The organism is Candidatus Pelagibacter sp. Uisw_130, assembly GCF_047722505.1.
Classification (GTDB): Bacteria; Pseudomonadota; Alphaproteobacteria; order Pelagibacterales; family Pelagibacteraceae; genus Pelagibacter.
This window is the reverse complement of record NZ_CP159814.1, coordinates 1,310,854-1,334,696: the sequence shown is the minus strand read 5'-3', so window position 1 is coordinate 1,334,696 and position 23,843 is coordinate 1,310,854. Positions and strand designations below refer to the sequence as shown.

The 23,843-nt window shown below is 30.5% G+C and carries 28 protein-coding genes and 1 riboswitch; of the genes, 19 read left to right on the top strand and 9 right to left on the bottom strand.

From position 1 onward, the window contains the following. Window positions 1–2: 2 nt before the first annotated feature. Together ABXT55_RS07220 and tsaD are read right to left on the bottom strand one after the other, a co-directional pair. Window positions 3–416 (bottom strand): EVE domain-containing protein, encoded by a 414-nt coding sequence (locus tag ABXT55_RS07220; protein WP_415284630.1) that lies wholly within the window; start codon window positions 414–416, stop codon window positions 3–5. Then, entirely contained in the window at window positions 416–1,489 is a 1,074-nt protein-coding gene (gene tsaD / locus ABXT55_RS07215; RefSeq protein WP_415284629.1) for a tRNA (adenosine(37)-N6)-threonylcarbamoyltransferase complex transferase subunit TsaD, read from the bottom strand. The genes ABXT55_RS07220 and tsaD overlap by 1 nt, the downstream gene beginning before the upstream one ends. 60 nt (window positions 1,490–1,549) lie before the next feature. On the opposite strand from tsaD, the gene hemC reads away from it, so the two are divergent. From hemC to ABXT55_RS07185, 6 genes are read left to right on the top strand one after another with little or no spacing between them, the layout of a single operon-like run. Continuing rightward, entirely contained in the window at window positions 1,550–2,473 is a 924-nt protein-coding gene (hemC, locus tag ABXT55_RS07210) for a hydroxymethylbilane synthase (RefSeq protein ID WP_415284627.1), read from the top strand. Window positions 2,474–2,516: 43 nt separating this feature from the next. Next, window positions 2,517–3,173 (top strand): uroporphyrinogen-III synthase, encoded by a 657-nt coding sequence (locus ABXT55_RS07205; protein WP_415284626.1) that lies wholly within the window; start codon window positions 2,517–2,519, stop codon window positions 3,171–3,173. A gap of 2 nt (window positions 3,174–3,175) precedes the next feature. Then, on the top strand, window positions 3,176–4,261 hold the full coding sequence (locus ABXT55_RS07200) for a mechanosensitive ion channel family protein (RefSeq protein ID WP_415284625.1): 1,086 nt from the start codon (window positions 3,176–3,178) through the stop codon (window positions 4,259–4,261). Then, the gene (locus tag ABXT55_RS07195; RefSeq protein ID WP_415284624.1) at window positions 4,258–4,548 is read left to right on the top strand and encodes a YggT family protein; all 291 of its coding nucleotides are present in this window, start codon (window positions 4,258–4,260) and stop codon (window positions 4,546–4,548) included. The genes ABXT55_RS07200 and ABXT55_RS07195 overlap by 4 nt, the downstream gene beginning before the upstream one ends. An 8-nt stretch (window positions 4,549–4,556) precedes the next feature. Then, window positions 4,557–5,402 (top strand): bifunctional 5,10-methylenetetrahydrofolate dehydrogenase/5,10-methenyltetrahydrofolate cyclohydrolase, encoded by an 846-nt coding sequence (locus ABXT55_RS07190; protein ID WP_415285463.1) that lies wholly within the window; start codon window positions 4,557–4,559, stop codon window positions 5,400–5,402. A gap of 15 nt (window positions 5,403–5,417) precedes the next feature. Continuing rightward, entirely contained in the window at window positions 5,418–6,470 is a 1,053-nt protein-coding gene (locus ABXT55_RS07185) for an MBL fold metallo-hydrolase (protein WP_415284623.1), read from the top strand. Between the two features lie 2 nt (window positions 6,471–6,472). Here the strand turns inward: ABXT55_RS07185 and ABXT55_RS07180 are convergent, their stop codons facing one another. Then, the gene (locus ABXT55_RS07180) at window positions 6,473–7,564 is read right to left on the bottom strand and encodes a PQQ-dependent sugar dehydrogenase (protein ID WP_415284622.1); all 1,092 of its coding nucleotides are present in this window, start codon (window positions 7,562–7,564) and stop codon (window positions 6,473–6,475) included. Next, window positions 7,539–8,249, bottom strand: coding sequence for an SDR family NAD(P)-dependent oxidoreductase (locus ABXT55_RS07175; protein WP_415284621.1), 711 nt, complete (start codon window positions 8,247–8,249; stop codon window positions 7,539–7,541). The genes ABXT55_RS07180 and ABXT55_RS07175 overlap by 26 nt, the downstream gene beginning before the upstream one ends. 27 nt (window positions 8,250–8,276) lie before the next feature. Here ABXT55_RS07175 and ABXT55_RS07170 point away from each other — a divergent pair, with 27 nt between their 5' ends. The 13 genes from ABXT55_RS07170 (at window position 8,277) to ABXT55_RS07110 (ending at window position 19,950) form a co-directional block, all read left to right on the top strand. Then, a complete protein-coding gene (locus tag ABXT55_RS07170) occupies window positions 8,277–9,767 on the top strand; it encodes a cryptochrome/photolyase family protein (protein ID WP_415284620.1) in 1,491 nt (496 codons plus the stop codon). Between the two features lie 2 nt (window positions 9,768–9,769). Further along, window positions 9,770–10,150, top strand: a complete 381-nt coding sequence (locus ABXT55_RS07165) for a CidA/LrgA family protein (protein WP_415284619.1) — start codon at window positions 9,770–9,772, stop codon at window positions 10,148–10,150. Further along, a complete protein-coding gene (locus tag ABXT55_RS07160; protein WP_415284618.1) occupies window positions 10,134–10,859 on the top strand; it encodes an LrgB family protein in 726 nt (241 codons plus the stop codon). The genes ABXT55_RS07165 and ABXT55_RS07160 overlap by 17 nt, the downstream gene beginning before the upstream one ends. Window positions 10,860–10,862: 3 nt before the next feature. After that, window positions 10,863–10,985: a DUF2256 domain-containing protein gene (locus ABXT55_RS07155; RefSeq protein WP_415284617.1), complete on the top strand. Its 123-nt coding sequence runs from the start codon at window positions 10,863–10,865 to the stop codon at window positions 10,983–10,985. Then, entirely contained in the window at window positions 10,982–11,395 is a 414-nt protein-coding gene (locus ABXT55_RS07150; RefSeq protein ID WP_415285462.1) for a YqaA family protein, read from the top strand. Before ABXT55_RS07155 ends, ABXT55_RS07150 begins: the two co-directional genes overlap by 4 nt. 130 nt (window positions 11,396–11,525) lie before the next feature. Continuing rightward, a riboswitch (SAM riboswitch) is annotated at window positions 11,526–11,590 on the top strand. Window positions 11,591–11,659: 69 nt separating this feature from the next. Beyond that, a complete protein-coding gene (locus ABXT55_RS07145; RefSeq protein ID WP_415284616.1) occupies window positions 11,660–12,721 on the top strand; it encodes a homocysteine S-methyltransferase family protein in 1,062 nt (353 codons plus the stop codon). Window positions 12,722–12,784: 63 nt separating this feature from the next. After that, window positions 12,785–13,393 (top strand): MarC family protein, encoded by a 609-nt coding sequence (locus tag ABXT55_RS07140; protein WP_415284615.1) that lies wholly within the window; start codon window positions 12,785–12,787, stop codon window positions 13,391–13,393. Window positions 13,394–13,399: 6 nt separating this feature from the next. Continuing rightward, window positions 13,400–14,107: an FkbM family methyltransferase gene (locus tag ABXT55_RS07135; RefSeq protein ID WP_415284614.1), complete on the top strand. Its 708-nt coding sequence runs from the start codon at window positions 13,400–13,402 to the stop codon at window positions 14,105–14,107. A gap of 44 nt (window positions 14,108–14,151) precedes the next feature. Continuing rightward, on the top strand, window positions 14,152–14,880 hold the full coding sequence (locus ABXT55_RS07130; RefSeq protein WP_415285461.1) for a type 1 glutamine amidotransferase: 729 nt from the start codon (window positions 14,152–14,154) through the stop codon (window positions 14,878–14,880). Window positions 14,881–14,955: 75 nt separating this feature from the next. After that, window positions 14,956–15,966: a TRAP transporter substrate-binding protein gene (locus ABXT55_RS07125; protein WP_415284613.1), complete on the top strand. Its 1,011-nt coding sequence runs from the start codon at window positions 14,956–14,958 to the stop codon at window positions 15,964–15,966. Between the two features lie 83 nt (window positions 15,967–16,049). Continuing rightward, a complete protein-coding gene (locus ABXT55_RS07120; protein WP_415284612.1) occupies window positions 16,050–16,532 on the top strand; it encodes a TRAP transporter small permease in 483 nt (160 codons plus the stop codon). Then, entirely contained in the window at window positions 16,496–17,833 is a 1,338-nt protein-coding gene (locus ABXT55_RS07115; RefSeq protein WP_415284611.1) for a TRAP transporter large permease, read from the top strand. The genes ABXT55_RS07120 and ABXT55_RS07115 overlap by 37 nt, the downstream gene beginning before the upstream one ends. Next, the gene (locus tag ABXT55_RS07110) at window positions 17,830–19,950 is read left to right on the top strand and encodes a N,N-dimethylformamidase beta subunit family domain-containing protein (protein WP_415284610.1); all 2,121 of its coding nucleotides are present in this window, start codon (window positions 17,830–17,832) and stop codon (window positions 19,948–19,950) included. Before ABXT55_RS07115 ends, ABXT55_RS07110 begins: the two co-directional genes overlap by 4 nt. A gap of 36 nt (window positions 19,951–19,986) precedes the next feature. Here the strand turns inward: ABXT55_RS07110 and ABXT55_RS07105 are convergent, their stop codons facing one another. Genes ABXT55_RS07105 through ABXT55_RS07085 form a run of 5 tightly spaced genes read right to left on the bottom strand, consistent with a single transcriptional unit; the run spans window position 19,987 to window position 23,840 of the window. Then, on the bottom strand, window positions 19,987–21,129 hold the full coding sequence (locus ABXT55_RS07105) for an FAD-binding domain-containing protein (protein WP_415284609.1): 1,143 nt from the start codon (window positions 21,127–21,129) through the stop codon (window positions 19,987–19,989). Between the two features lie 6 nt (window positions 21,130–21,135). Continuing rightward, complete coding sequence (locus tag ABXT55_RS07100) at window positions 21,136–21,516, bottom strand: phosphate-starvation-inducible PsiE family protein (protein ID WP_415284608.1); 381 nt, start codon at window positions 21,514–21,516, stop codon at window positions 21,136–21,138. After that, window positions 21,516–21,974 (bottom strand): hypothetical protein, encoded by a 459-nt coding sequence (locus tag ABXT55_RS07095; protein WP_168606968.1) that lies wholly within the window; start codon window positions 21,972–21,974, stop codon window positions 21,516–21,518. The genes ABXT55_RS07100 and ABXT55_RS07095 overlap by 1 nt, the downstream gene beginning before the upstream one ends. Before the next feature lie 56 nt (window positions 21,975–22,030). Continuing rightward, the gene (locus ABXT55_RS07090) at window positions 22,031–22,648 is read right to left on the bottom strand and encodes a DsbA family oxidoreductase (RefSeq protein ID WP_415284607.1); all 618 of its coding nucleotides are present in this window, start codon (window positions 22,646–22,648) and stop codon (window positions 22,031–22,033) included. Window positions 22,649–22,652: 4 nt separating this feature from the next. Further along, entirely contained in the window at window positions 22,653–23,840 is a 1,188-nt protein-coding gene (locus ABXT55_RS07085; protein WP_415284606.1) for an argininosuccinate synthase, read from the bottom strand. Window positions 23,841–23,843: the final 3 nt, after the last annotated feature.

The following is a 23,843-nucleotide window of genomic DNA, read 5'->3' as shown; positions in this document are numbered from 1 at the left end:
TTCTAAATATTACTCATCTTATTTAAAATTTTCCAGCTTTTAGAGTCTATGGGCATAACGGATAATCTACTTTGTTTAATAAGCGATAAATGGCTAAGAGACTTAGTTTTTTTAACTTCTTCGAGAGTTACACTTTTCTTTAATTTTTCTTTAAACTTTACTTGAACAGCAACAAATCGTCCATCTTTGTCAGTTTTGTCTAAGAAAGCCTCCTTAATAACTTCAACTATACCAACAATTTCTTTACCTATATTTGAGTGATAAAAAAAACAAAGGTCTCCTTTTTTCATTCCTTTCAAATTTTTAGCTGCTTGGTAATTTCTTACTCCATCCCAAGGAGCACCTTTAGCGCCAGCCTTTTTTTGCTCATCAATTGACCAAACATCAGGTTCTGATTTCATTAACCAGTACTGCATTATAACCTTACTCCAGCGCCCTTTAAAAAAGCAGCATCTGCATCTAGGGGCCATCTAGGTTTTACAGGACTATCTAATTTACTAAACTGTTTTAGTTTAAATTTTTCCAATCCAACCATTGCAATCATTGCAGCATTATCTCCACACAAATTAATAGGTGGAAATATTGCTTCAAAATCTTCTTCTTTAGAAAGATTAGTTAGAACTTCTCTAATTCTTTTATTTGCAGCAACACCACCTGCAACTACAAATTTATTTTTACTTGTTGTGTTCATTTTTTTAAATTCTTCAAAAGCTATTTTACTTTTTTTATATAGTATTTCTTCAACTGTTTTTTGAAAAGATGCTGCAAGATCATATTTTTCTTGATCAGTTTTAATCTGTTTAGATATTTTTAACACAGCAGTTTTTAAACCCGCAAATGATAAATTACATCCTCCTTTATGAAAAATTGGTTTTGGTAGCTCATATTTATTGGGATCACCTTTTTTTGCATATACCTCAATTTGTGGCCCACCAGGAAACTCTATTCCTAATAGTTTTGCCGTTTTATCAAATGCTTCACCAACAGCATCATCAATAGTTGTCCCTAATCTTTTATAATTTCCTAAACCTTGCACACTTAAAAATTGAGTATGACCTCCAGAGATTAAAAGTAATAAATAAGGATAACTTAATTCAGAATTTAGTTTTGGGCTTAATGCATGTCCTTCTAAATGATTAACAGCTATAAAAGGTTTGTTTAGTGAAGAAGCCATTGCTTTTCCAAAACTTAAACCAACAGACAGACAAACCATAAGACCAGGTCCTGCCGTTGCTGCTATTGCATCTAGATCTTTCATTTTTACTCCACTTTCTTCAAGTGCTTTTTTTGTGATTAAGTCTATTTTTTCTATATGGGATCTTGCAGCAAGTTCAGGCACAACGCCGCCAAATTCTTTATGAACATCTACCTGACTAGAAACAATACTTGATAATATTGTTGGCATACCTTGCTCATTTTCAGTTATGATAGAGGCAGCTGTTTCATCACAGCTTGTTTCAATTCCTAAAATTATGGGTTTTTTATTCATTAAATTAGTTTTTTATTAACAATACATTCTCAATATAAGTATGAAGTATAAAGCAATTAAATGAAAAATAAAAAAATTATTATAGGCTCTAGAGGAAGCAAATTAGCACTAATCTATGCTGAAAAGGCTAGAGAAGAAATTCTCAAGCGTTCAAAAGATTTTGGAATTGAAGAAGTAATCATCAAAGAAATTGCAACTAAGGGTGATCAAGTTCAGGATAAAAGGCTATCTGAAGTAGGTGGCAAGGGACTTTTCTCAAAAACTATAGAGGTTGAATTATTAGAAAAAAAAATTGATATAGCTGTGCATGCGTTAAAAGATATGCCGTCAGAAGAAACTAAAGGACTGTTAACAGATTGTTTTTTAGAAAGAAATGATCCAAGGGAAATTTTAATTAGCAAAGATAATAAACATCTAAAAGATTTAGCTCCAAATTCAATTATTGGAACATCCTCATTTAGAAGAGAATTTCAGATTAAAAAGATAAGAGATGACCTTGATTGTAAATTAATTAGAGGAAATGTTGATACAAGAATAAGAAAGCTTAACGAAAATTTATATGATGCAATTATCTTATCATATGCTGGAATTGATTCTTTAGGATTAAATCAAAATATCTCTCAAACTTTTTCTACTTCAGAAATTATACCTTGTGCAGGACAAGGAGTTATTGCTTTGCAATGTAGAAATAGTGATGAAGACTTAATTGAGTTATTAAAACAAGTTGATCATCAATCAACACATAATGCAGTAAAAGCTGAAAGAAATATTTTAAAGGTTTTAGAAGGAGACTGTGAAACAGCAGTAGGAGCATTTGCAAACATTGAGGGTAGTAAAATCAATCTTGAAGTAGAGCTCTTTTCGTTAGATGGTAGTAAAAGATTTCATTTAAAATCATCTGAAAATATAATCAAAGCAGAAGAATTGGGAATAGAGATGGGAAAAACTCTAAAAAAGATGTCTAATAATTCTTACAAAAAATAATATGCATATTTTATTCACACGACCCCTAGAAGATTGTCATGAAATGATATTAAAATTTCAATCATTAGGTCACGAAATATCTCATTTACCTTTAATTAATATTGAAGGTTTAAAATATGAAGCTCCTAACTATTCTGAGTTTAAAGGAATTATTTTTACAAGCTCTAATGCCATTAAATTTTTGGATATAAAGAGCATTGATAAAAGATTAAAATGCTTTTGCGTAGGTGATGCTACAGAAAAAAAAGCTAGAAGTGTTGGTTTCCAAAATGTTTTTGCAGCTGAGGGAAATGTTAATAATCTTAAGGAATTAATTTTACAAAACTTCAATCCTTCTGAAGGAAAGTTAATTTATATAAGTGGAGAAATAATCTCTAGCGATTTAAATAAGGAACTTATTTCGAGTGGGTACACAATAGAACGATTAATTAATTATAGAGCTAACGCGATCGAAAAATATGATGAAGGATTTATCGAAAAACTGAAATTGAAAATGCCTGAAATCACTTACATTTATTCACAAAATAGTGCGATTAATTTTTTAAAAGTAATTAAAAATTATCAGCTAGAAACCCTATGGATGAATACTAATTTGATGTGCATAGGAGAAAAAACCTCTTCAATTCTTAATGAAATTAAATGGAAAAAAATTTTTCTTTTTAACCCTGGAGAAGAAGAATTTTTGCTATATAAAATTTAATTATGGACATATTTAGTAATTTTAGTGACCTGTTTATTTCTGTTTGGTCTAAAGGAATTCGTGGAGTTGATATTTTTCAAATACTAATTGGTATTGGAATATTTTTTATTTTTTTAATTTTTAGAGGAATAATAAGTAAAGTTATTATTAAAAGATTAGAAGCAATTTCAAAAAGAACTACAAATAAATTAGATGACACCTTCGTCCATGCAATGGAAGGACCAGCTAGATTTTTACCAATTGTTCTAGGTTTCTTTATTGCAAGTTATTATATGTCTTTTGCAGATGATGGCAGAGCTATAGTTGATACAATTAATCGGACATTAATCACAATTTTAATATTCTGGGTTATCCATCAAATTATTGAGCCAATTTCCTATATTTTAAGTGGGCTAGATAAAATGTTAACCCGTGAGTTAGTGGGCTGGATTATAAAATCCTTAAAGATTTTAATTTTTATTTTAGGGCTAGCAGCTGTTCTTGAACTTTGGGGAATAAAAATTGGACCAATTATTGCAGGACTGGGTTTATTTGGTGTTGCTGTTGCTTTAGGTGCACAAGACTTATTCAAAAATTTAATTTCAGGGATTTTAGTTTTAGTAGAAAAAAGGTTTAAGATAGGAGATTGGATTTTAGTCGAAGGTATTATTGAAGGTATTGTCGAGAAAATTGGTTTTAGATCAACAGTTTTAAGAAAGTTTGATAAATCTTTAGCTATAATTCCTAATTTTCAATTTGCTGAAAATGCAGTTATCAATATTAGTGAGACAACTAACTGGAGAATAGATTGGGCAATAACACTTCAATACGACACTACTGTTGAACAACTAAAAAAAATTAGAAATGAAATTGAAGATCACATTAATAAAAATAATGATTTTGACAAAGCTGTAGGAGTTGCAGTTAGAGTTGAAAAATTTTCAGATAGTTCGATTGATATGAGGGTTAGATGTTTTACTACTTCTAATAGTTTTTCAACTTGGTTGGAAGTTAAAGAAAAACTTGCAATTGAAATAAAACAAATTGTTGAGGGAAACAAAGCAGCTTTTGCTTTCCCAAGTCAGTCAATTTATATTGAGAAAAAATGATAGCTGTTTTTTACTTAGCACTTCAAATATTAAAACTTTATTCATATGTCGTTTTAGCTAACGTAGTTATTAGCTGGCTTGTTGCATTTAATATCTTGAATACTCAAAACAGATTTGTTTATTCTATTTTAGAAGTAACTTATCGATTAACAAACCCTGCACTTAATAAAATAAGAAGTTTTTTACCCAATTTAGGATCAGTAGATATTTCTCCGGTTATATTACTGTTATTGATTTGGTTTATAGAAATGTGTATGAAGTTGTACATTGCACCAATGATTTTTTAGGTAGATACATGATTTTAATAGATGGAAAAAAAATGGCAGCTGAACTTAGAGAAGAACTAAGACAAGAGGTTGTAGGGCTAAAAGCTAAACATAACAAAATTCCTGGACTTACGGTTATTTTAATTGGGGATATGGCTCCTAGTCAAATTTATGTTCGAATGAAAGAAAAAGCTGCGAATGAAGTGGGGTTAAAATCTGAAGTAATTAGATACCCAGAAGCTGTGGAAGAAAAAACAGTATTAGATAAAATTGAAGAACTTAATAAAGATGAAAGTATCTCGGGAATTTTAGTTCAATTACCATTACCAAAACACATTGATAAGCAAAAAGTCATCGAAACTATTTTGCCAGGTAAAGATGTTGATGGGTTTCACCCAATGAACGTTGGTAATCTTTCATCAGGATATGAAAGTTCAGTGCCTTGCACTCCTTTAGGGTGTTATCTAATGATTAAAAAAATTGAACCAAACTTGAGTGGAAAAAAAGCAGTTATGATTGGTAGATCAAATCTAAATGGTAAGCCAATGACACAATTACTTTTAAAAGAAAATTGTACGGTTACGATAACTCATTCAAAAACTAAAGATTTAAAAGCAGAATGCTTAGAAGCAGATATTATTGTTGCGGCAGTTGGTATCCCAGAACTTGTAAAAGCTGACTGGGTTAAAAAAGATGCAATCGTAATTGATGTTGGAATAAATAAAACTGAAAATGGTATAGTTGGAGATGTTGCTTTTGAAGAAGTGTCAAAAGTTGTAAGAGCTTTAACACCTGTTCCAGGCGGAGTAGGGCCAATGACTATTGCCTGTTTGTTAAAAAATACTATTGAGTGTTTTAAAAGATCTCAAAAATAAAAATTATCAATATAAATGGTAAGATTTTTAATTTTCTTATTCTCAATTATTATTTATAACTCTTCAATAATGGCTATAGAAAAAAAACCTTATCATCATTTACCAGATGGAACTTTTAGAAATCCAGAAGGATCGCCAGTTAGAAATAGCCAAGCCAAGTTTTCATACACACAATTCATTAAATTGAAAAAAAAAATAGACATGACTGTTCCAAAAGGACATGTCGTAGCTAAAGAGAAAGTTTTATCTGATTTAGAAAAGTATAAAAATGAAGATTATATTGCTTGGATTGGACATGCTACATACTTAATTAAGTTAGGAGATACAACGATTATAACAGATCCAGTATTTTCTAAAAATGCAGGGCCTTTAATTTTTGGCCCAGATAGATTTACTGAGCCTGCCTTAAATTTAAATGAAATTCCAAAAACAGATTTATTATTATTAACACATAATCATTATGATCATCAAGATATGGGAACCATTAGAAAGTACCCGTTTAAAAATACGAAAATTTTAGCACCTCTAAATCTTGGAAAATACTTTACAAAAAACAAATTTAAAGATGTAAACGAAATGGATTGGTACGAAGAAATTAAAGTTAACGAGGATTTAAAAGTAACGTTACTCCCAGCTGTTCATTGGTCTAAAAGAAGTCTAACAGATATGAACAAAACACTCTGGGGTAATTTCTTAATTGAATATAAGGGTAAAAAAATCTTATTTGCTTGTGATACTGGTTACGGAAATATTTATAAAGAATTAGGTGAAAAATATGGTCCAATTGATTTAACAATGATTAATATTGGAGCTTATGACTTTAAGCCTATGTTTGATAAATCGATTTATCACACAACGCCAGAAGAAGCTTTAAATGTGGCTAAAGATTTAAGAAGTAAAAAGGTTATGGGAACACACTGGGGAACTTTTGTTTTATCTTTGGAACCAATCATGGAACCACCTGTACGATTTAAAGCTAGTGCAGAAAAATATGGTTTTAAAAAAGAGGATGCTATTATCTTTAAAATTGGAGAGATAAACTCTTTAAAAAATATCCTAGCAGATTAAGATTATTTTTTTTCCATTAACCATAAAGCATTTTCACTTAAGAAAAATATTTTACCATTAGATGGATGAACTTGAATATCCCTTATTCTTCCAACATTATTTTTAAATATAAGATCTTCCTTAACATTAGTTAGATCATTAAATATTAATTTTCTTAAAGATTTATCTTTTAAAGAAGTAACTAGTGCATGCCCATTCCATTCTTTAAACTCATTTCCTTTGTAAATTGTAATAGCACTAGTAGCTATGGAAGGTATCCAATATTGAATTGCTTTAGTAAAACCTGGCTTCCATTTAGGACCTATCTTTATCCCTGAGTAATTTTTTCCTCCCCAGCCTAAAATTTTCCATCCATAATTTTCTCCTTTCTTGGCCTCTCCAAACCAATCGCCACCTCTTGCTCCATGATTACTTAAATATATTTTTCCATCATAATCAGAGAGTATTAAACCTTGTGGATTACGAACACCTATTTGATAAATTTCAGGTAACCAGTTTTTCCTACCTTCAAATTTTGGATTATCTTTTGGAATACTGCCATCAGTATGAATTCTAATAATACTACCAGGATGCTTTGTGGGATCTTGAGCAATCATACCTTGGCCTCTTTCACCAGCTGACGCATAAATATAATCATCCTTAATCGCTAATCTTGAACCAAAATGATAACCAGAATCTATAGGAGGGTTTGCTTGAAAAATATTTTTAAAATTTAATTCTTGTTTGTTTAATTGTGCTTTTGCAATTGATGTGCTTGTTTTTGAATTTCCCCTATCTTCTGAATAAGAAATCCACAGAGTATTATCTTGGTAAATAATATCTAATAATCCACCTTGGCCGACTTCTAAAAAATTAAGATTATGTTTAATCTCTATAACTTCTTTCGAAACAACGTTAACAATTTTAATTTTTCCACTTTTTTCAGTAATAATGATTTCATCATTGTTAATAAATGATGATCCCCAAGGTTCATTTAGCTCTATTATTTTAGTGAATGTATAATTATTGGAATAGCTTTTTGAAGTGAATAAAAGAAAAAAGATAATTAATAAAAAATATTTTTTCACTTTAAGAAAGTTTTGATCTACCACCATCAACAGCTATTATCTGTCCAGTAATCCAAGAACTTTCTTCAGTAATTAAAAATTTAGCAAGCGCTGCAGAATCTTTTCCTTCACCCAATCTTTTAAGAGGATGAGCTTTAGCAATTCCTTCTGCAATTGCAGGATTTTTTAGCATTGGCTCTGCAATTTTAGATTTTGATAAACTTGGTGCAATACAATTTACCCTAATATGTGGAGCAAACTCTGCGGCTAGTGTAACAGTTAATCCTTCAACAGCAGCTTTAGCAGAAGCAATAATTGTGTGATTGGTAAAACCTCTTTGAGCGGCAACAGTTGAAAATAAAACTACTGAGCCTTTGTTCTTTTTTAAACTTTCCTGAAATCCTTTTATAGCCTCAATGGCTGAATAAAGGTTTAGTTTCATACATTTATTCATATCTGCTTCAGTAACCATTCTTAATGGTTTTAAATCAATAGATCCTACACAGTAAGCGACTCCTTTGATTTCATTAATATCTGATTTTACTTTTTCTATAAACCCATCTTCTAAAACATCAGCAACCGTATGGGAACATCCCAATTTTTCTGCGATTGTTTTAACTTCACTTTCATTCCTTGCAACTAGATGAATATCATTACCTGAATTTTTTAATTGTTCAGCTAAGCTAGAGCCCACAGAACCTGTCGCACCAAAAATAAGATATTTTTCTGACATATAATTTTTATTTAGTTATATTTAACTATGAAATTGTTTTTTATACTTGGCAATCAATTATTTCCATTAAAATACGTAGACCGCTTCAAAAAGGACCACTCTTTTTACATGGCAGAAGACTATGAACTATGTACTTATGAAAAGCATCATAAGCAAAAGATACTGCTATTTCTATCTTCTATGAGGTCTTATGTGGATATGCTTAAGGCGAATAAATACAAAGTTGAATATTCTAAAATTGAGGACAAAGATTTTAAAGACACTTATTTTAAGAAATTAAAAATTATCATTGATAAAAAAAAAATTACTGAAATTTCAAGCTTTGAGGTTGAGGATAAATTTTTTGAAAAGAAAATTTCGCAATTTTTAAAAAAAGAAAAAATTAACTGGAATATTGTTCAAACCCCAATGTTTCTAAATTCAAGAGACGAGTTTAAAAATTATTTAGCAAAATCAAAAAAACCTTTTATGGCAACATTTTATAAGGAGGTTCGTAAAAAATCTGGAATATTAATGGGAGCAGACGGAAATCCTATTGGAGGCAAATGGAGTTTTGATGAAGATAACAGAAATAAATTACCAAAAGATATATCAATACCAAAATTTCCAAAAATTAATGCAACTAATCATACTAAAAAATTAAAACCAATTATTGAGAAATTATTTAAAGATCATCCTGGAAATACAAATAATTTTTGGTTAGCAACTGAATACAATGATGTCGTTAAACTGTTAGATTTTTTTATTAAAGAAAAATCAAATTTATTTGGTGACTATGAAGATGCTGTTAATCAAAAAGATAATATTCTATTTCACAGTGCATTAAGTCCGTATATTAATTTAGGATTGATAACTCCTGAGATTATCATTCAAAAAATTTTAGAATTTCATAAAAAGCATAAAATTAGAATGAACTCGCTTGAAGGTTATATTCGTCAGGTAATTGGCTGGAGAGAGTTCATGCGTGGAATTTACCAAGGTTATTCTGATGAAATGGAAACAAAAAACTTCTTTAAACATAATAGAAAAATGAAAAGATCTTGGTATGAGGGCACAACAGGTTTGCCACCGCTTGATCATGCAATTAAGAATGCCGTAAATCATGGCTGGTCCCACCATATTGAAAGATTGATGATTTTATCAAATATAATGAACCTTTGTGAGGTGAAACCAACTTATGTTTACAAATGGTTTATGGAGATGTTCGTGGACTCATCTGACTGGGTGATGGTTCCTAATGTTTATGGAATGGGCTTATTTAGTGATGGAGGTATTTTTGCAACAAAACCATATATCTGTGGATCAAGTTATTTTATGAAAATGATGGATTTTAAAAAAGGAGAATGGTGCAACACAATGGACGGCCTGTACTGGAGATTTATAGATAAAAATAGAAAATTTTTTTTAAAGAACCCTAGATTATCTATGATGGTTTATGTTTTTGATAAAATGAAAGATGAAAGAAAGAAAATGATTTTATCTGAAGCTGACAAGTTTATTAAATTAAATACAAATTAAGAATGTTAAAAAGCTTATTTATTATCTTTTTTTACCAACTTCTGGGTGAAGCTATTCAAAAATTTTTTATAATAAATATTCCAGGGCCTGTTATTGGTTTAATTTTATTATTATTATCGTTCATATTATTTTCTAAAAATATTAAACAATCTAAGAAAATAATTAAAGAAATTTCTTTGACTAGTCATCAGATTATAAGCTACTTATCATTATTATTTGTTCCAATAGGTGTTGGGGTTGTAATGCATATAAGTTATCTAGGAGATAACTTATTCAAAATTTTTAGTATAATAATTATTGGTACACTCGCTACTTTAGTATTCACAGCATTTGTTATGGAAAAAATAATTAACCTAGAAAAGAAAAATGGCAAGAGAAGATAAACTATATAAAATTTGGGTTTATTTGCAGGCCGAACCTCTTTTTTGGATCACCCTAACACTAGGAGCTTATTTAGTAGGTGATTATTTATATAAAAAATCTAAGTTAAATCCGTTGGTAAACCCCGTTGCAATAAGTATCTTAATTGTTTCCTCAGTTTTATTATTCTTAGATGTCTCTTATGATAGATATTTTGAGGGTGCAAAATTTATTCACTTCATGTTAGGTCCAGCAACAGTTGCTTTGGCTATACCAATTTTTGAAAAAAGAAATTTGATTACAAAAGAAGTTAAACCAATTATTTTTTCAATTTGTCTTGGAATATCCTTTGCAATTTTAATTACTTTTTATTTAGGAAAGTTTTTTGGGTTAAGTGATGAAATAATTTTAACAATGCTACCAAGAAATGTTACAGCACCCATTGCAATGGGTATTTCAGAACTTATCGGAGGGATACCATCCTTAACAGCGATAATTACAATAATTACTGGCATAATTGGAGCTTCACTAGGAACTTTTTTATTAAACATTTTTAAAATCAAAAATATGAGTGCTAGAGGGTTTGCTTTTGGTTTAGCAAGTCACGGAATAGGCACAGCAAGAGCTATGAGCAAAAATAAAACAGCAGGAGTATTTGCTGCTCTGGCTATGGGATTAAGCGGTATTGCAACTTCAGTTTTTGTTTTAATTATAATTAAGTTTCTTTTTTAACTTGTGAAAAAAGAAAATTTACCATCAAAGATTTGTATTACTTGTAAAAGACCTTTTGTTTGGCGTAAGAAATGGAAGTTAAATTGGGATAAAGTAAAGTATTGTTCTAAGAAGTGTTCGAAGTGATATACCTATCTTTATTTGCAATATCTTTTTTAGCTGCAACCATTTTGCCATTTTCATCTGAGCTCACATTGGCAGGGTTAATTGCAACATCCAATTATGATAATTTATTATTATTAATCGTTGCAAGCTTTGGTAATGTTTTAGGGTCAGTTGTTAACTGGGTTCTAGGATTTTATTCAAAAAATCTTACCACAAAAAAGTGGTTTCCATTTAAAGACAAGCAAATAGAAAAATCATCACAATGGTTTAGTAAAGTTGGTAAATGGTCGTTATTATTTGCCTGGGTGCCAGTTATTGGAGATCCACTAACATTAGCAGCAGGATTACTTAGGGTTAAATTTATAGAGTTTTTAATTTTAGTATCGATTGGAAAAGTTAGTAGATACTTTCTTATTTACTATTTCATTTGACAGTTAGAGACAAAAGTAGTTATATTTAGATGCGCTGAGTTAAGTTAAATTGCAGAGCGCTTTATAAATCCTGCTAAAGCGACACTTCAACCACCGCTTTAGACAGGTGGTTTTTTTTTATCTTTTATAAAATTAAGCCGGGCTGTTGAACCATATTGTGCGCCCTGCATTTGCTTAAGCACTAAAAAGGAGAAAAGAGGCCTATGAACTTAACCCTCTTGTTAGAACGTAACTTTTTTTCTCCAAAAAAACTGGAGAAAAAAAATGAGTACAAATAGACTAAAAGAAAGATTAGATAAAGGACCCGTTATATGTGCGGAAGGTTTTTTGTTTGAAATAGAAAAACGTGGGTATATGGCGTCTGGTGAATTTGTTCCGATGGTATCCCTAGATCATCCTGAAGTGTTAGAAAATTTACATAGAGAATTTCAGCATGCAGGATCTGATATTGTTGAAGCCTTTACTTATAATGGGCATAGAGAAAAAATGCGTGTCATTGGTAAAGAGGAACTTCTTGAACCTCTAAACCGTTCAGCATTAAAAATTGCTAAAAAAGTAGCACTAGATACTCCCAAAGGATCAAAACCAAATTTGATGGCAGGTAATATCTCTAATTCAAACATTTGGAAGCATAACGATTCACAATCTCAAAAAGAGGTTGAGGGAATGTTGTCTGAAATGATTGGTTGGGCAGTTGAAGAGGGGGCTGACATGTTAATTGGTGAAACTTTTTATTACGCTGAAGAAGCCTTTAAAGCACTTGAGGTTATGAAAAAAACTGGTTTACCAACAGTTTTAACAATATCTCCAATGGGTGAAAATAAAATGAGAGATGGAAAATCTGTTATTGATACTTGTAAAGAGCTTGAACAGCGTGGAGCAGATGTTGTTGGTTTAAATTGTTTTAGAGGGCCAGCAACAATGTTGCCCTTTTTAAAAGAGATTAGAAAAGCAGTTAAGTGTCATGTTGGAGCTTTACCGATTCCTTATAGAACCAGTGAAGATTACCCAACATTTTTTAATCTACCAGATAGAAGCAATTGTCAGTGTCCATCACCACATGGAAGAACATTTCCCACAGCTCTAGATCCACTTCTTTGTAATAGATATGAAATAGGTCAATTTGCAAAATGGGCAAATATTTTAGGAATACATTATCTTGGAGTATGCTGTGGAGCAAACCCAATGTTGATTAGAGAAGTTGCTGAGTCAGTTGGCTTAACTGTTCCAGCAAGCAAATATAGAGAGAAGATGGAAAATCATTTTATGTATGGAAAAAATGAAAGAATTCCAAAACATATGACTGAATACGGAGATAAAGCATAAATTAGATAATTAAAGTTAGTTACCTAGACTTACCAAGTTTAGGTAACTATGTTACACAAACTGATGCTTGAAATATTTATTAAGACATTCTTCTTATATTTTATTGTTATTGATCCACTAGGCAATACACCAATATTCTTAGCAGTTACTCAAAACATGAGCAGCCAACAAAGAATTAAAACTGCATTGAGTGCAACAATAATTGCATCAATTATATTGTTATTCTTTGCATTGCTTGGAAGCACTTTATTAAGTTATTTGAATATATCTTTTCCAGCATTTACAATTGGTGGAGGAATTATTTTATTAATAATTTCTATGGAAATGTTGTTTGATAAAAGACAGCAAAGAAAAGAAGATGACATTGATTTTAACTCTGAAAATGTAAGTGTATTTCCTTTAGCGACACCCATTATAGCAGGACCAGCTGCAATCACATCTGTTATTGTTTCTGTCTCAGATATGGGAAGTAATTTTCCAAACCAATCTGTTGGAATGATTGCTTTAGCTTCAGTTTTAATTTTAACTTTTATATTTTTTTTTACTGCTTCAAAATTTTCTCAGATAATAAACAAAAAAGTTATTAGTGTAATTTCAAGAGTAATAGCAATTATTCTAGTTGGATTAAGTGTCCAGTATATTTTAGACGGAATAAAAACCTTTTTAGTATAGGAACCTATGAATATAATTTTTAAAAACAATATTTTTTATAAATTATATTTATATTATAATTTGTACATCCGGCATAAAGCTTTAAAGACAAGAGCCACATATTCACAGCATAAAGAAGATTTATTTATTAATCATTATTTTAAAGATAGAGATGAAGGCTTTTATCTTGATGTTGGTTGCTATCATCCGATTAAGTATAGCAACACAGCATTACTTCATAACCGGGGTTGGCAAGGAATAAATATTGATATGAATCAAACCTCGATAGATTTATTTAATATATTGAGAAAAAAAGATAAGAATATTTGTGCTGCTATTTCGAATAAAAACAAAGAAGCTGTACTATATTTAGATCACAAATTTAGCCCCATAAATACATTGGTAAAAAAATTTTCTGATATAACTTCTAAAACTATTTCTTTCAAAAATCATTCAGAAAAAAAAATTTTTACACATAGATTTAGTCAAATTGCTCAAGCACAAGAATTACAAATAAATCAAATAGATTTTCTCAACATTGATGCAGAGGCTCATGATTTTGAAGTTTTAGAGGGTATTGAGTTAAACTTTTACAATATCAAACTAATTTGTATAGAGATGCTTGATTCTCAAAATCAAATTAATGAGAAAAAATTCAAGGATTATTTGATAAAATATAACTATCATTTAATAAAGATAATTGGCCCAAACGGTTTCTTTGAACTTAGAAGTTAATTTGTATTTTTTTTAACTTTTTTTTAGATATTATAAACTCAGTGATAAACATAATCATTCTACAGCATATCAATATTGAAGACCCAGGTTATATCAAAGATTTAATGTTAGTTGATAATATTAATTTGACCACCATAGAACTAGATGAAGGTGAGAAAATACCAAGTGATTTATCAAAGTTTGATGGCATGTTTTGTATGGGCGGTCCTATGGATACTTATATGGAAAAAGAATATCCCTGGTTAGTTGATGAGAAAAAAAAAATCAAAGAATTTGTAGTTGATCTTAAAAAACCATATTTAGGATTTTGTTTAGGCTGCCAGCTATTGGGCGAAGTTGTGGGTGGTAAAGTTGTCAAATCTAAACCTCCAGAAATTGGAATAATGGACATTAATTTTTCTAAAGAAAAAGAAAATGATATTTTATTCTCTTCTTTTCCTGAAAAGATTAAAAGCTTGCAATGGCATTCTTATGAAGTTGAAGGGCTTGATGATAATAAAGATGTAACAGTTCTAGCCTCTTCTCCAGTTACTAAATATCAAATATTCAAGTATCAAAATCATGCTTATGGAATTCAATTTCATATAGAAATTAAAGATACAACTGTTAACGAATGGGGCTGTGTTCCTGAATATAAGAAGGCTTTAGAGGATCAATTAGGTGAGGGAGCTCTAGACAAATTTGATCAAGCTGCAAAAGACAATATGCAAAGTATGAATGACTACTCTAGAATTTTATATTCTAAGTTTAAAGCAATAATTCCGTTAAAATAATGCTGTTTTTTAGTTTGTTTCGCAGTTAGATTTATGTTTGAATATCAATATTAAATAACAAGAGAGAGGAAAATTATGTCTATATTAAAAAAACTAAGTCTTACATTTGCAGCAGTCATTGTATCAATGACTTTTGCAGTGCAGAGTGTTTATGCGGGAAACGTAGTAATTAACTTAGGTCATGGAAACACTGAGGGTAGTGCCTATGATCCTTTAGCTAAAAAATTTGCAGAATTAGCAGAAAAATATTCTAATGGTAGTATAAAAGTAAAAGTTAGATGTTGTGCTTCGTTGGTAAAAGAAGATGAAGCTTTTAAAGCAATGCAACTAGGTACAGTTGATATGGCTATTATTACAGGTAATAACTTATCACCACACTTTGGTTTAACAGACGCTTTTGTTTTACCTTACATTTTTAAAGATAAAGCCCATGCTTATAAAGTTTTAGAAGGACCAGTTGGAGATAGTTATAAGAAAAAATTACTTGATGCTACTGGAATAACTATTTTAGCTTTTGGTTTTGTTGGTGATCGTGATTTTTATAATTCAAGAAAACCTATTAAGTCAATGGCTGATATGAAGGGCTTAAAAGTTAGAGTTCCAAAAAATCAAGTAATGATAGATACATTTAAAGAGTTTGGTGCTGCACCAATAGCTTTACCGTGGGCAGATACGCCAACTGCATTACAAACAGGAACAGTCCAAGGTGCTGATAATGGGACTTCTTTCATCAAATCTGCAAAGTTTTATGAAATAATGCCTTACTTTACTGCTCTTGAACACTTCACATATTTTTCACCTCTAATGGCAAGTCCAAAATTGATGAAAAAACTTGATGCTGATCAGAAGAAAGCAGTTATCAGAGCTGGTAAAGAAGCTAATGATTATCAAAAAGCCATAATGTCAAAAAGAGTTGGAGAAATTCGTAAGTTTCTTACAACTGAAGGTCAAGGTGGAATGAAAACTACTGAGTTTGATAGAACGGACTTTATCGCTGCTGGACAACGTGTTCAGGATCGTTATGCCACTTCAAAAGGAGCAGAGTTTACAGCGTTTGTTAATGCAATAAGAGCTGCAGCAAACTAAGTTTTACTTTTAATTAAATTTTAAGGGGCGCACAGTATTTAAAGTGCTGGTGCCCTTTTTTAATTTTTAATAGAATTCAAATAATGCTTAAAAAATTAAATCAATACTTTGAAGAAGTGTTTTGTACATTTTTTTTAAGCGTTGTATTTATTTCAGTTATAACTCAGGTAGTTTTAAGGTTTGGATTTTCATCTGCAGCAGTTTGGGCAGAAGAGACAGCAGTGTATGGTTTAATTTTTGCTACTTATCTTGGGGCCTCTTTAGGAATAAAGAGACGAGAACATGTTAGAATTACCTTTGTAGTATTATCTTTTCCAAAAAAATTAAAAGTTGTCTCAATCATTTTAGCAGACATTCTGTGGTTAGGGTTTTTAGCCTTAATGATTGTTCAAACTATAGTTTATACAAAGCTTTTATTTGATGTCAGTTATGTTCTTCCAGGTTTAAAAATTGAATTAAGATGGCTACAAATGTTTATGCCACTTACTTTTTGTTTAATGGTCTATAGAGTTTTTGAAGTGTACTGGGAGTGGAAAAAAACTGGTTGGAAAGGTTTACCTTTGTAATGGAGTTTTTTAATGGTCCAATAGTGATGGCGCTTGTCTTTGTTTTTACAATGATAATTGGAGTGCCAATTCCATTTGCAGCTGGTATAGCAACTGTCGCAGGTCTAATTATAGCTGATATTCCATTATCACTTATGGCGTTGAGTGCCTGGACTGCATTTGAGCCTTTTCCATTAGTTACAATACCTTTGTTCATTTTAGCAGGACAACTCATGGAACATGGAGGCATGTCTGAAAAATTAGTTACAATTTCAAAAAAATTAGTTGGAGCCTACAAAGGAGGGATGGGCTTAGTAACGGTTGTAGCTTGTATGTTTTTTGCTGCTTTATCTGGATCAGGTCCAGCGACTACAGCTGCTATAGGCTCTATTACTATCCCTGCAATGAAAAAAGAAGGTTACGATTCAGGCTTTGCAGGTGGAATTGCAGCTGCTGCAGGTGCGCTAGGAAGCATGATACCACCTTCAAATTTAATAATTATATTTGCTCTTGTAAGTGATGTTTCTATTCCGAGGCTTTTTTTAGCAGGAATTTTACCAGGTATAGCACTTGGTTTAATGCTTATGGTAGTTGTTTTTATTATTTCATTAAAAAATAATTATGGTGGAGCTGATGCAAAATTTCAGTTTAGACCTTTGCTTTGTGCACTATGGGATGGAAAATGGGCAATGTTTGCACCAATAATTATTCTAGGAGGAATTTATGCTGGTATATTTACACCATCAGAAGCGGCAGCAGTTGCTGTTGCATATGGATTATTTGTAGGTTTGTTTATTTACAAAGGACTAACGATAAAAAAATTAATAGAAGCATTTAAATTTACGGCTGTTGTGATTGGTACGGTTATGTTTATTTTAGGCTCTACAAAAGCGTTTGGTCAACTAGTGACAATTTATGATATTCCAGAATCAATATTAAATTTATTTCAAGGACTAGCAAACCATCCTGAGTTAGTTTTATTATTGATAGGAATATTTTATATATTTATTGGTATGTGGCTAGAAAGCGTTGCACAGATTATTATTTTTACAGCAGTATTTTTGCCATTGGTCACAAAACTTGGAATAGACCCTGTAGTGTTTGGTATTTTTACAGTTCTTACATGTGAAATAGGTTTTTTAACACCACCAATTGGAATTAATCTTTTCGTTGCAGCACGTATTACTGGAGATTCAATTGAAAAAATATCCATCGGAGTATTACCTCTTCTAGTACCTTATATTTTAATGGTTCTAATTTTAGTTTACTTTTCAGATTGGGTAACTTATTTGCCAGATTTAGTTTATGGAGTTAGTAAATGACGGGTATTCCTTTAGTAGGATACTCTGATAAACTTTCATTACGACCAAATGAAACTATCTCATTTAAAATATCCTCAAACTTAAAAAAATCCTTTTCTGCATCTTTAAAAAGGTCTATTAGTGCTGACCCAAATCCTAAGGGTGTGGGTATAATAGAAGAGGATGCATCGAAATACTTTAAAACAACATCCTATAAATCTAGAGAACAAACCTTTAACCCTGGTTCTTATGCGGTTAGCAAAAAACCAATAAAGATTTCTATTAAGAAAAATTTAACTTTATCAGTAATAATTTTTCCAACAATCTCATCTTCTAGAGATCAATCAATTATTGCAGTCGGTAATGTTGAAATTTATATTAATTCTAAAGGGTCATCTTCTATCAGAGTTGGCAAGAAATCTATTTCTATTAAAGAACCAATGGAATTAAGATCTTGGTATAAAATTAAAGTTAAAATTTCTATTAATGGAAATGTAAGCATTTCACAGAAAGTGATAAAATATAAAGATAAAAAAGAAATAACAAATAAAGGTAAACTGATTATAAATAAAGATATTTCAAGTAAAGTATCTTTAGCAGCAATCATATCTAAAGGAGTGGCTTCTAATTATTTTAATGGAAAAATTGAGTCTCCTCAAATAAAAATAGATAATAAGATTATTGTAGATTGGGATTTATCCAACAATACATCTTCTACAACTGTAGACTCGATTGTTGGACCTACGTTAAAATTAAAAAACTTTCCAACTCGAGCTGTTACGGGATCTAAGTGGGATAGCTCTGAAATGAATTGGCAACATAAACCTAAGCATTATGCTGCGATCCATTTTCATGAAGATGACATATATGATTTTGAGTGGGACACTGACTTCAAATTTACAGTTCCAAAGAATATGCCATCAGGAATATATATAATGAAAATTAAATGTGAAGAGCACGAGGATGCAATGCCTTTTTTTGTTGCCCCAACTATAAATAAATCAAAAGCTAAAATCTGTATTTTAATTTCTACTTTCACCTATTCTATTTATGGGAACCACGCTCGTGTTGATTATGATGGCAGCTGGTTAAATAGAATTAAGGAGTGGAATGCTTACCCACATAATCCTGCAAATCATAAAGAATATGGTTTATCTACATACAATTATCACTCAGATGGTGCTGGGATTTGTCATGCCTCACATAGAAGACCACTTTTTAATATACGCCCAGGCTATATAACATTTGGAGGGTCAGAATCCCCCTGTTCTGGATTAAGACATTTTCAAGCAGATAGTCATTTAATTAGTTGGTTGCATGCTAAAAATTTTGAATATGAAATAATTACAGATGAACAACTTCATCAAGATGGTCTTAAAGCTATAAAAAAATATAAGGCAGTCATAACAGGAACGCACCCAGAATATCATACAAAAGAAACATTAGATGCGCTACGTGACTATCGTGATAACGGAGGATCACTTAATTATCTAGGGGGCAATGGCTTTTATTGGCGTATTGCCATTCACAAAGAGAATAAAAGTTTACTTGAAATTAGACGACCAGAAGGTGGAATACGTGCATGGGCATCAGAGCCTGGAGAAGCTTATAACGCTTTTGATGGAACTTATGGAGGACTATGGAGAAGAAATGGAAGAGCACCCCAAGAACTTGTTGGAGTAGGATTTACAGCTCAAGGTAATTTTTATGGCCATCCTTATAAACGTAAATGCCATGATCCAAAATTTGATTGGGTTTTTGAAGGTATAAAAGATGATCAGATAGGAGATTTTGGTTTTAGTGGTAATGGAGCTGCCGGATTTGAATTAGATCATATAGATACACGTCTTGGCTCTAACAAAGATATAACTTTACTAGCACAATCAAAAGCGTCGAAAGATCCAAAGGAAAATTTTATACTTACTCCAGAAGAAAGATTAACTCATTTATCAACTTTAAGTGGACACACTGAAGAAGAGGTTTTGCAAGCAGACATGGTTTATTTTGAAGTGCCAGGGGGTGGTTCAGTTTTTTCAACTGGCTCAATAACGTTTTGTGGTAGCTTACCTTGGAATAATTATCAAAATAATATTTCAAAACTTTTAGAAAATGTTATTAAAAAATCTTTGCAAAAATAATAAAAGATTAAATTATTTTAAATGAATAATGAGCTTTTAATTAAATTCAGCTATTATTTTTGGAATGTAGTTCTTAAAATTAAAAAACCCTTTATTGCAATACTGCCAAGAAAATTGATCTAATTTTCTGTATAAAAACTTAATATTCTTTAATTGATTATTTTGAATAAAATCCAAGTTTTCACCAACAGTTGGATAAATTGCATAAACATCTTCAGTAATATTTTTTAAATCATTAATGTTAATAGTTTCACAATTAATTGATTTTTCTTCCAATCTTATTTTTTGATTCTCTAAAAGATTAGCTTTAAATTTCAACACTTTTTCACTTAATTTAATAGTTCTATTTGTACTGTTTGAGACTAACAAAATTTTTATAAATTTATATTCTTTAAAATCAGAGAATTCAAATGTCATATTATTTTCAAATATTAATAAAGTTTTATCTTCGGAAATCTCATAATTTTTAAAGCTCTTATTGGTAACGGAATATATCTTGTCACTGGATATAGGCTTGGCATTTTCATTAAGTTTTATGTTTTTAAATCTATTATTTGTAAATTTATTTATGTTCCATTCACTTGCTAAATAATGTTTGCCTTGAGTTTGAACACCGGCTACCCATCTCCATCCAAGAGTATTAGATGCAGCGTCACCATCATAAAGATGCTGCATAAAAAACTCAGCACCCAGTTGCCATGGTAATTCTAGTGTAAAAATCCAAATACTTGCAAACCACATTCTTGTGTGATTATGAAGATAATTTCTTTCTTTGAGCTCAATTACCCATTGATTAAAACAGTCTACATTTGTCTTCCCTTCAATTGTATCCAAATAATTTTGATTGTTTTTAAATTGATCTTTAACTTTACCTAATTCTATTAAGTAATCTGACCAAACATTAGGCCTTAATTCTAACCAACCTTTCCAGTAAACACGCCACAGAACTTCCTGAATAAATTTTTCATTTTTTGCAAATGAAAACTTTTTAAGAGATTTATCAACCACTTCTAATTCATTAATTATTCCATGAGTTATATAGGGGGATAAACAAGAAATATTAGATCTGTTATCAGGTCCAAAATCGAAATTTCTTAGTTTTGAATAATCTGAAAGATTTTGTTCAATAAAATTATTTAATTGATCAACGGCTTTAGCCCTTGAAGCTGAAAATATCATTTTAAACTATTTAGATTTTCTTTTCTTTAGACCTAATTTTTCACTATGTCTTAATCTAAGAATAACTATTGCAGATGCAATTAAAACTATAGCTATAGCTTCATAGACTAATGCTGATGGATCCATTTCTTTTCCTTGTAATATAATAAATCGTGCGAGAGCAGTGATGGCAATTAAAAGAGGCAAAGTTATGCTAATTGATTGTTGGTTCCAAAAAACTCTAACCATTGCTAAAACTTCCAAATAAAGAAACATTAAAAGTAAATCTGCTAGCATTACAGATTGATTTAGAAACATATTATTAATTTCCATACCAACGGCAATTACAGTGCTTACTAAAATAATGCACATTAGTGCTAGCTGTAAATTTTTTGCTATTTTATCCATTACTTATCTTTACTAAATGGTAGCCATTTTTCAAACACTGATTTTGACGGACCATCATATGGAATTGAATAAGAGCTAGGGTTGGGACTTGTTAAAATTTCTATTCCCTTAGAAAATACAAAGATAAATACAATGACAAATACAATAACCATGATTTTAAACGGATCAAAATTTTTGGTTTTGAAAACACTACCAGATTGTGCCTCTGCTTTATGAAAATGCTTGAACGTCATGTAGACTGCAAAAATAAGTCCAACGTGTGCTATGTAAAGACCAGCCCAACCAAAAGCAAAAGATGTATAAGAAAAAATATACAAACTAAAAACAGTTGTCCAAACGAAGCTTAGAACTAATAAAATTTGTAATCTCACAGATCTTGGCAAAGATCTTAGGTCGTTTTTACTGTCATCAAATAAAATATTCGCTGCATCTATCATCCAATTTTTTAGTGCTTCCATACAATAAGAATAGATATTTTTACGTTAAAGGCAAAGGATAAAGTGTCCTTTAATTTTTAGCTTAAATTGGACTTTATTACACTTTCCAAATTTGCAGAGCTTTGTGCGCCTGAAATAAAATCTGTTCCTATTTCAAAGAAAGGCACTCCATTAACTTCTTTTTCTCTTGCAACTGAAATATATGAATTAACTTCTTCAATATTTTTTAAATTAAAAAAATCATTAATTACATCTGCATTAAAATTAAATTCTTTTCCAATATTAATTAAGATTTCTTTATCTCCAATATCAAGACCTTCAATAAAATATGATTGATATATTTTTTCTTTGATTTCGTTGTGCACATTAGATTGTTCAGCTAATTTTATTAATAAGTGAGAAAATACTGTATTGGGTGTTTTCTTTATCTTATCTAAATTAAAATTAAGATCTTCTTTTTTAGCTTCATTAGTCATTTGATCGTACATTGGTTGAGCAAACTCTTTTCCACCAAACTTTATTTCTAAGTATTTGTTTCTTTCAATTCCTTCTTTTGGCATGTCAGGATTTAATTGAAATGGGACGTGTTCTATCTCGAACTTAGTCTCAGAAAATTTTTTTAATGCATTATTTAATCTTGCTTGACCAATAAAACACCACCCACAAATTGTGTCAGCAAATATTTTTATTTTCATTAACTTATGAATGAAGCTTTTGTTTATGAAAGTTAATAAATCGTTCTACATTTGATTTATTAAAAGTTTTATTTTCTTCAAAAGAAACTTTTTTCATTGAGTAAGCGTTACTCTTTGTTTGCCTTGATATTATTGTAATATTGCCTTTGTATAATTTTAACTTAACAGATCCATTTACTTTATTTTTATTAAGATCGACAATTTTTTGAAGTTTAAATCTTGCTTTTGAATACCAGTATCCATTATAGATAAGTTCAGCATATTTGGGCATAATCCCATCTTTTTTATGCATAGTTTCTTTGTCTAAAGTAACAGATTCAATTGCTCTATGTGCTGACATTAACAGTGTTCCACCAGGTGTTTCATAAACTCCTCTTGATTTAATTCCAATAAATCTATTCTCAACTAAATCAACTCTGCCAATTCCATTTTTACCAGCAACATCATTAAGCTTTTCTAATAAGTTTCCTGGAGTTAATTTTTTACCATTTACCATTATTGGGTCTCCATTTTTAAATCCTATAGTTACAAATGAAGCTTTGTTAGGTGCTTTTTCAGGTGACACTGTTCTTTGAAAAAGAAACTCAGGTGCAGCATTTTTTGGGTTTTCCAAAACCTTACCCTCAGTTGATGTATGATATAAATTGTCATCTATAGAAAAAGGTGGAGCACCTTTCTTATCTGTAGGAATAGGAATACTATTTTTTTTAGCATATTTAATTAGATCTGTTCTAGAGTTTAATTTCCAAATTCTCCATGGTGCAATAATTTTAATTTTTGGACCAAAGTAATGGTAACCCAATTCAAATCTTACTTGGTCATTTCCTTTTCCAGTTGATCCATGTGAAACAGCATAAGCCCCAAATTTTTTAGCAGCAGCAATTTGACATTTTGCAATTAAAGGTCGAGCAATTGATGTACCCAATAAATAAACACCTTCATAAATTGCATGTCCTCTAATCATTGGAAAGACATAGTCTTTTACAAACGTATCTTTTAAATTTTCAATAATGATATTTTTAACACCAAGTCTTTTGGCATTTCTTATAATTTTTTTTCTATCAATTTCTTGTCCAACATCTGCTGTATAACAAATAACTTCTGCATCATAATTTTCTTGAAGCCATTTTAAAATAATAGAAGTGTCTAGTCCGCCAGAATAAGCAAGTACAATCTTTTTTTTAGATTTCATTTA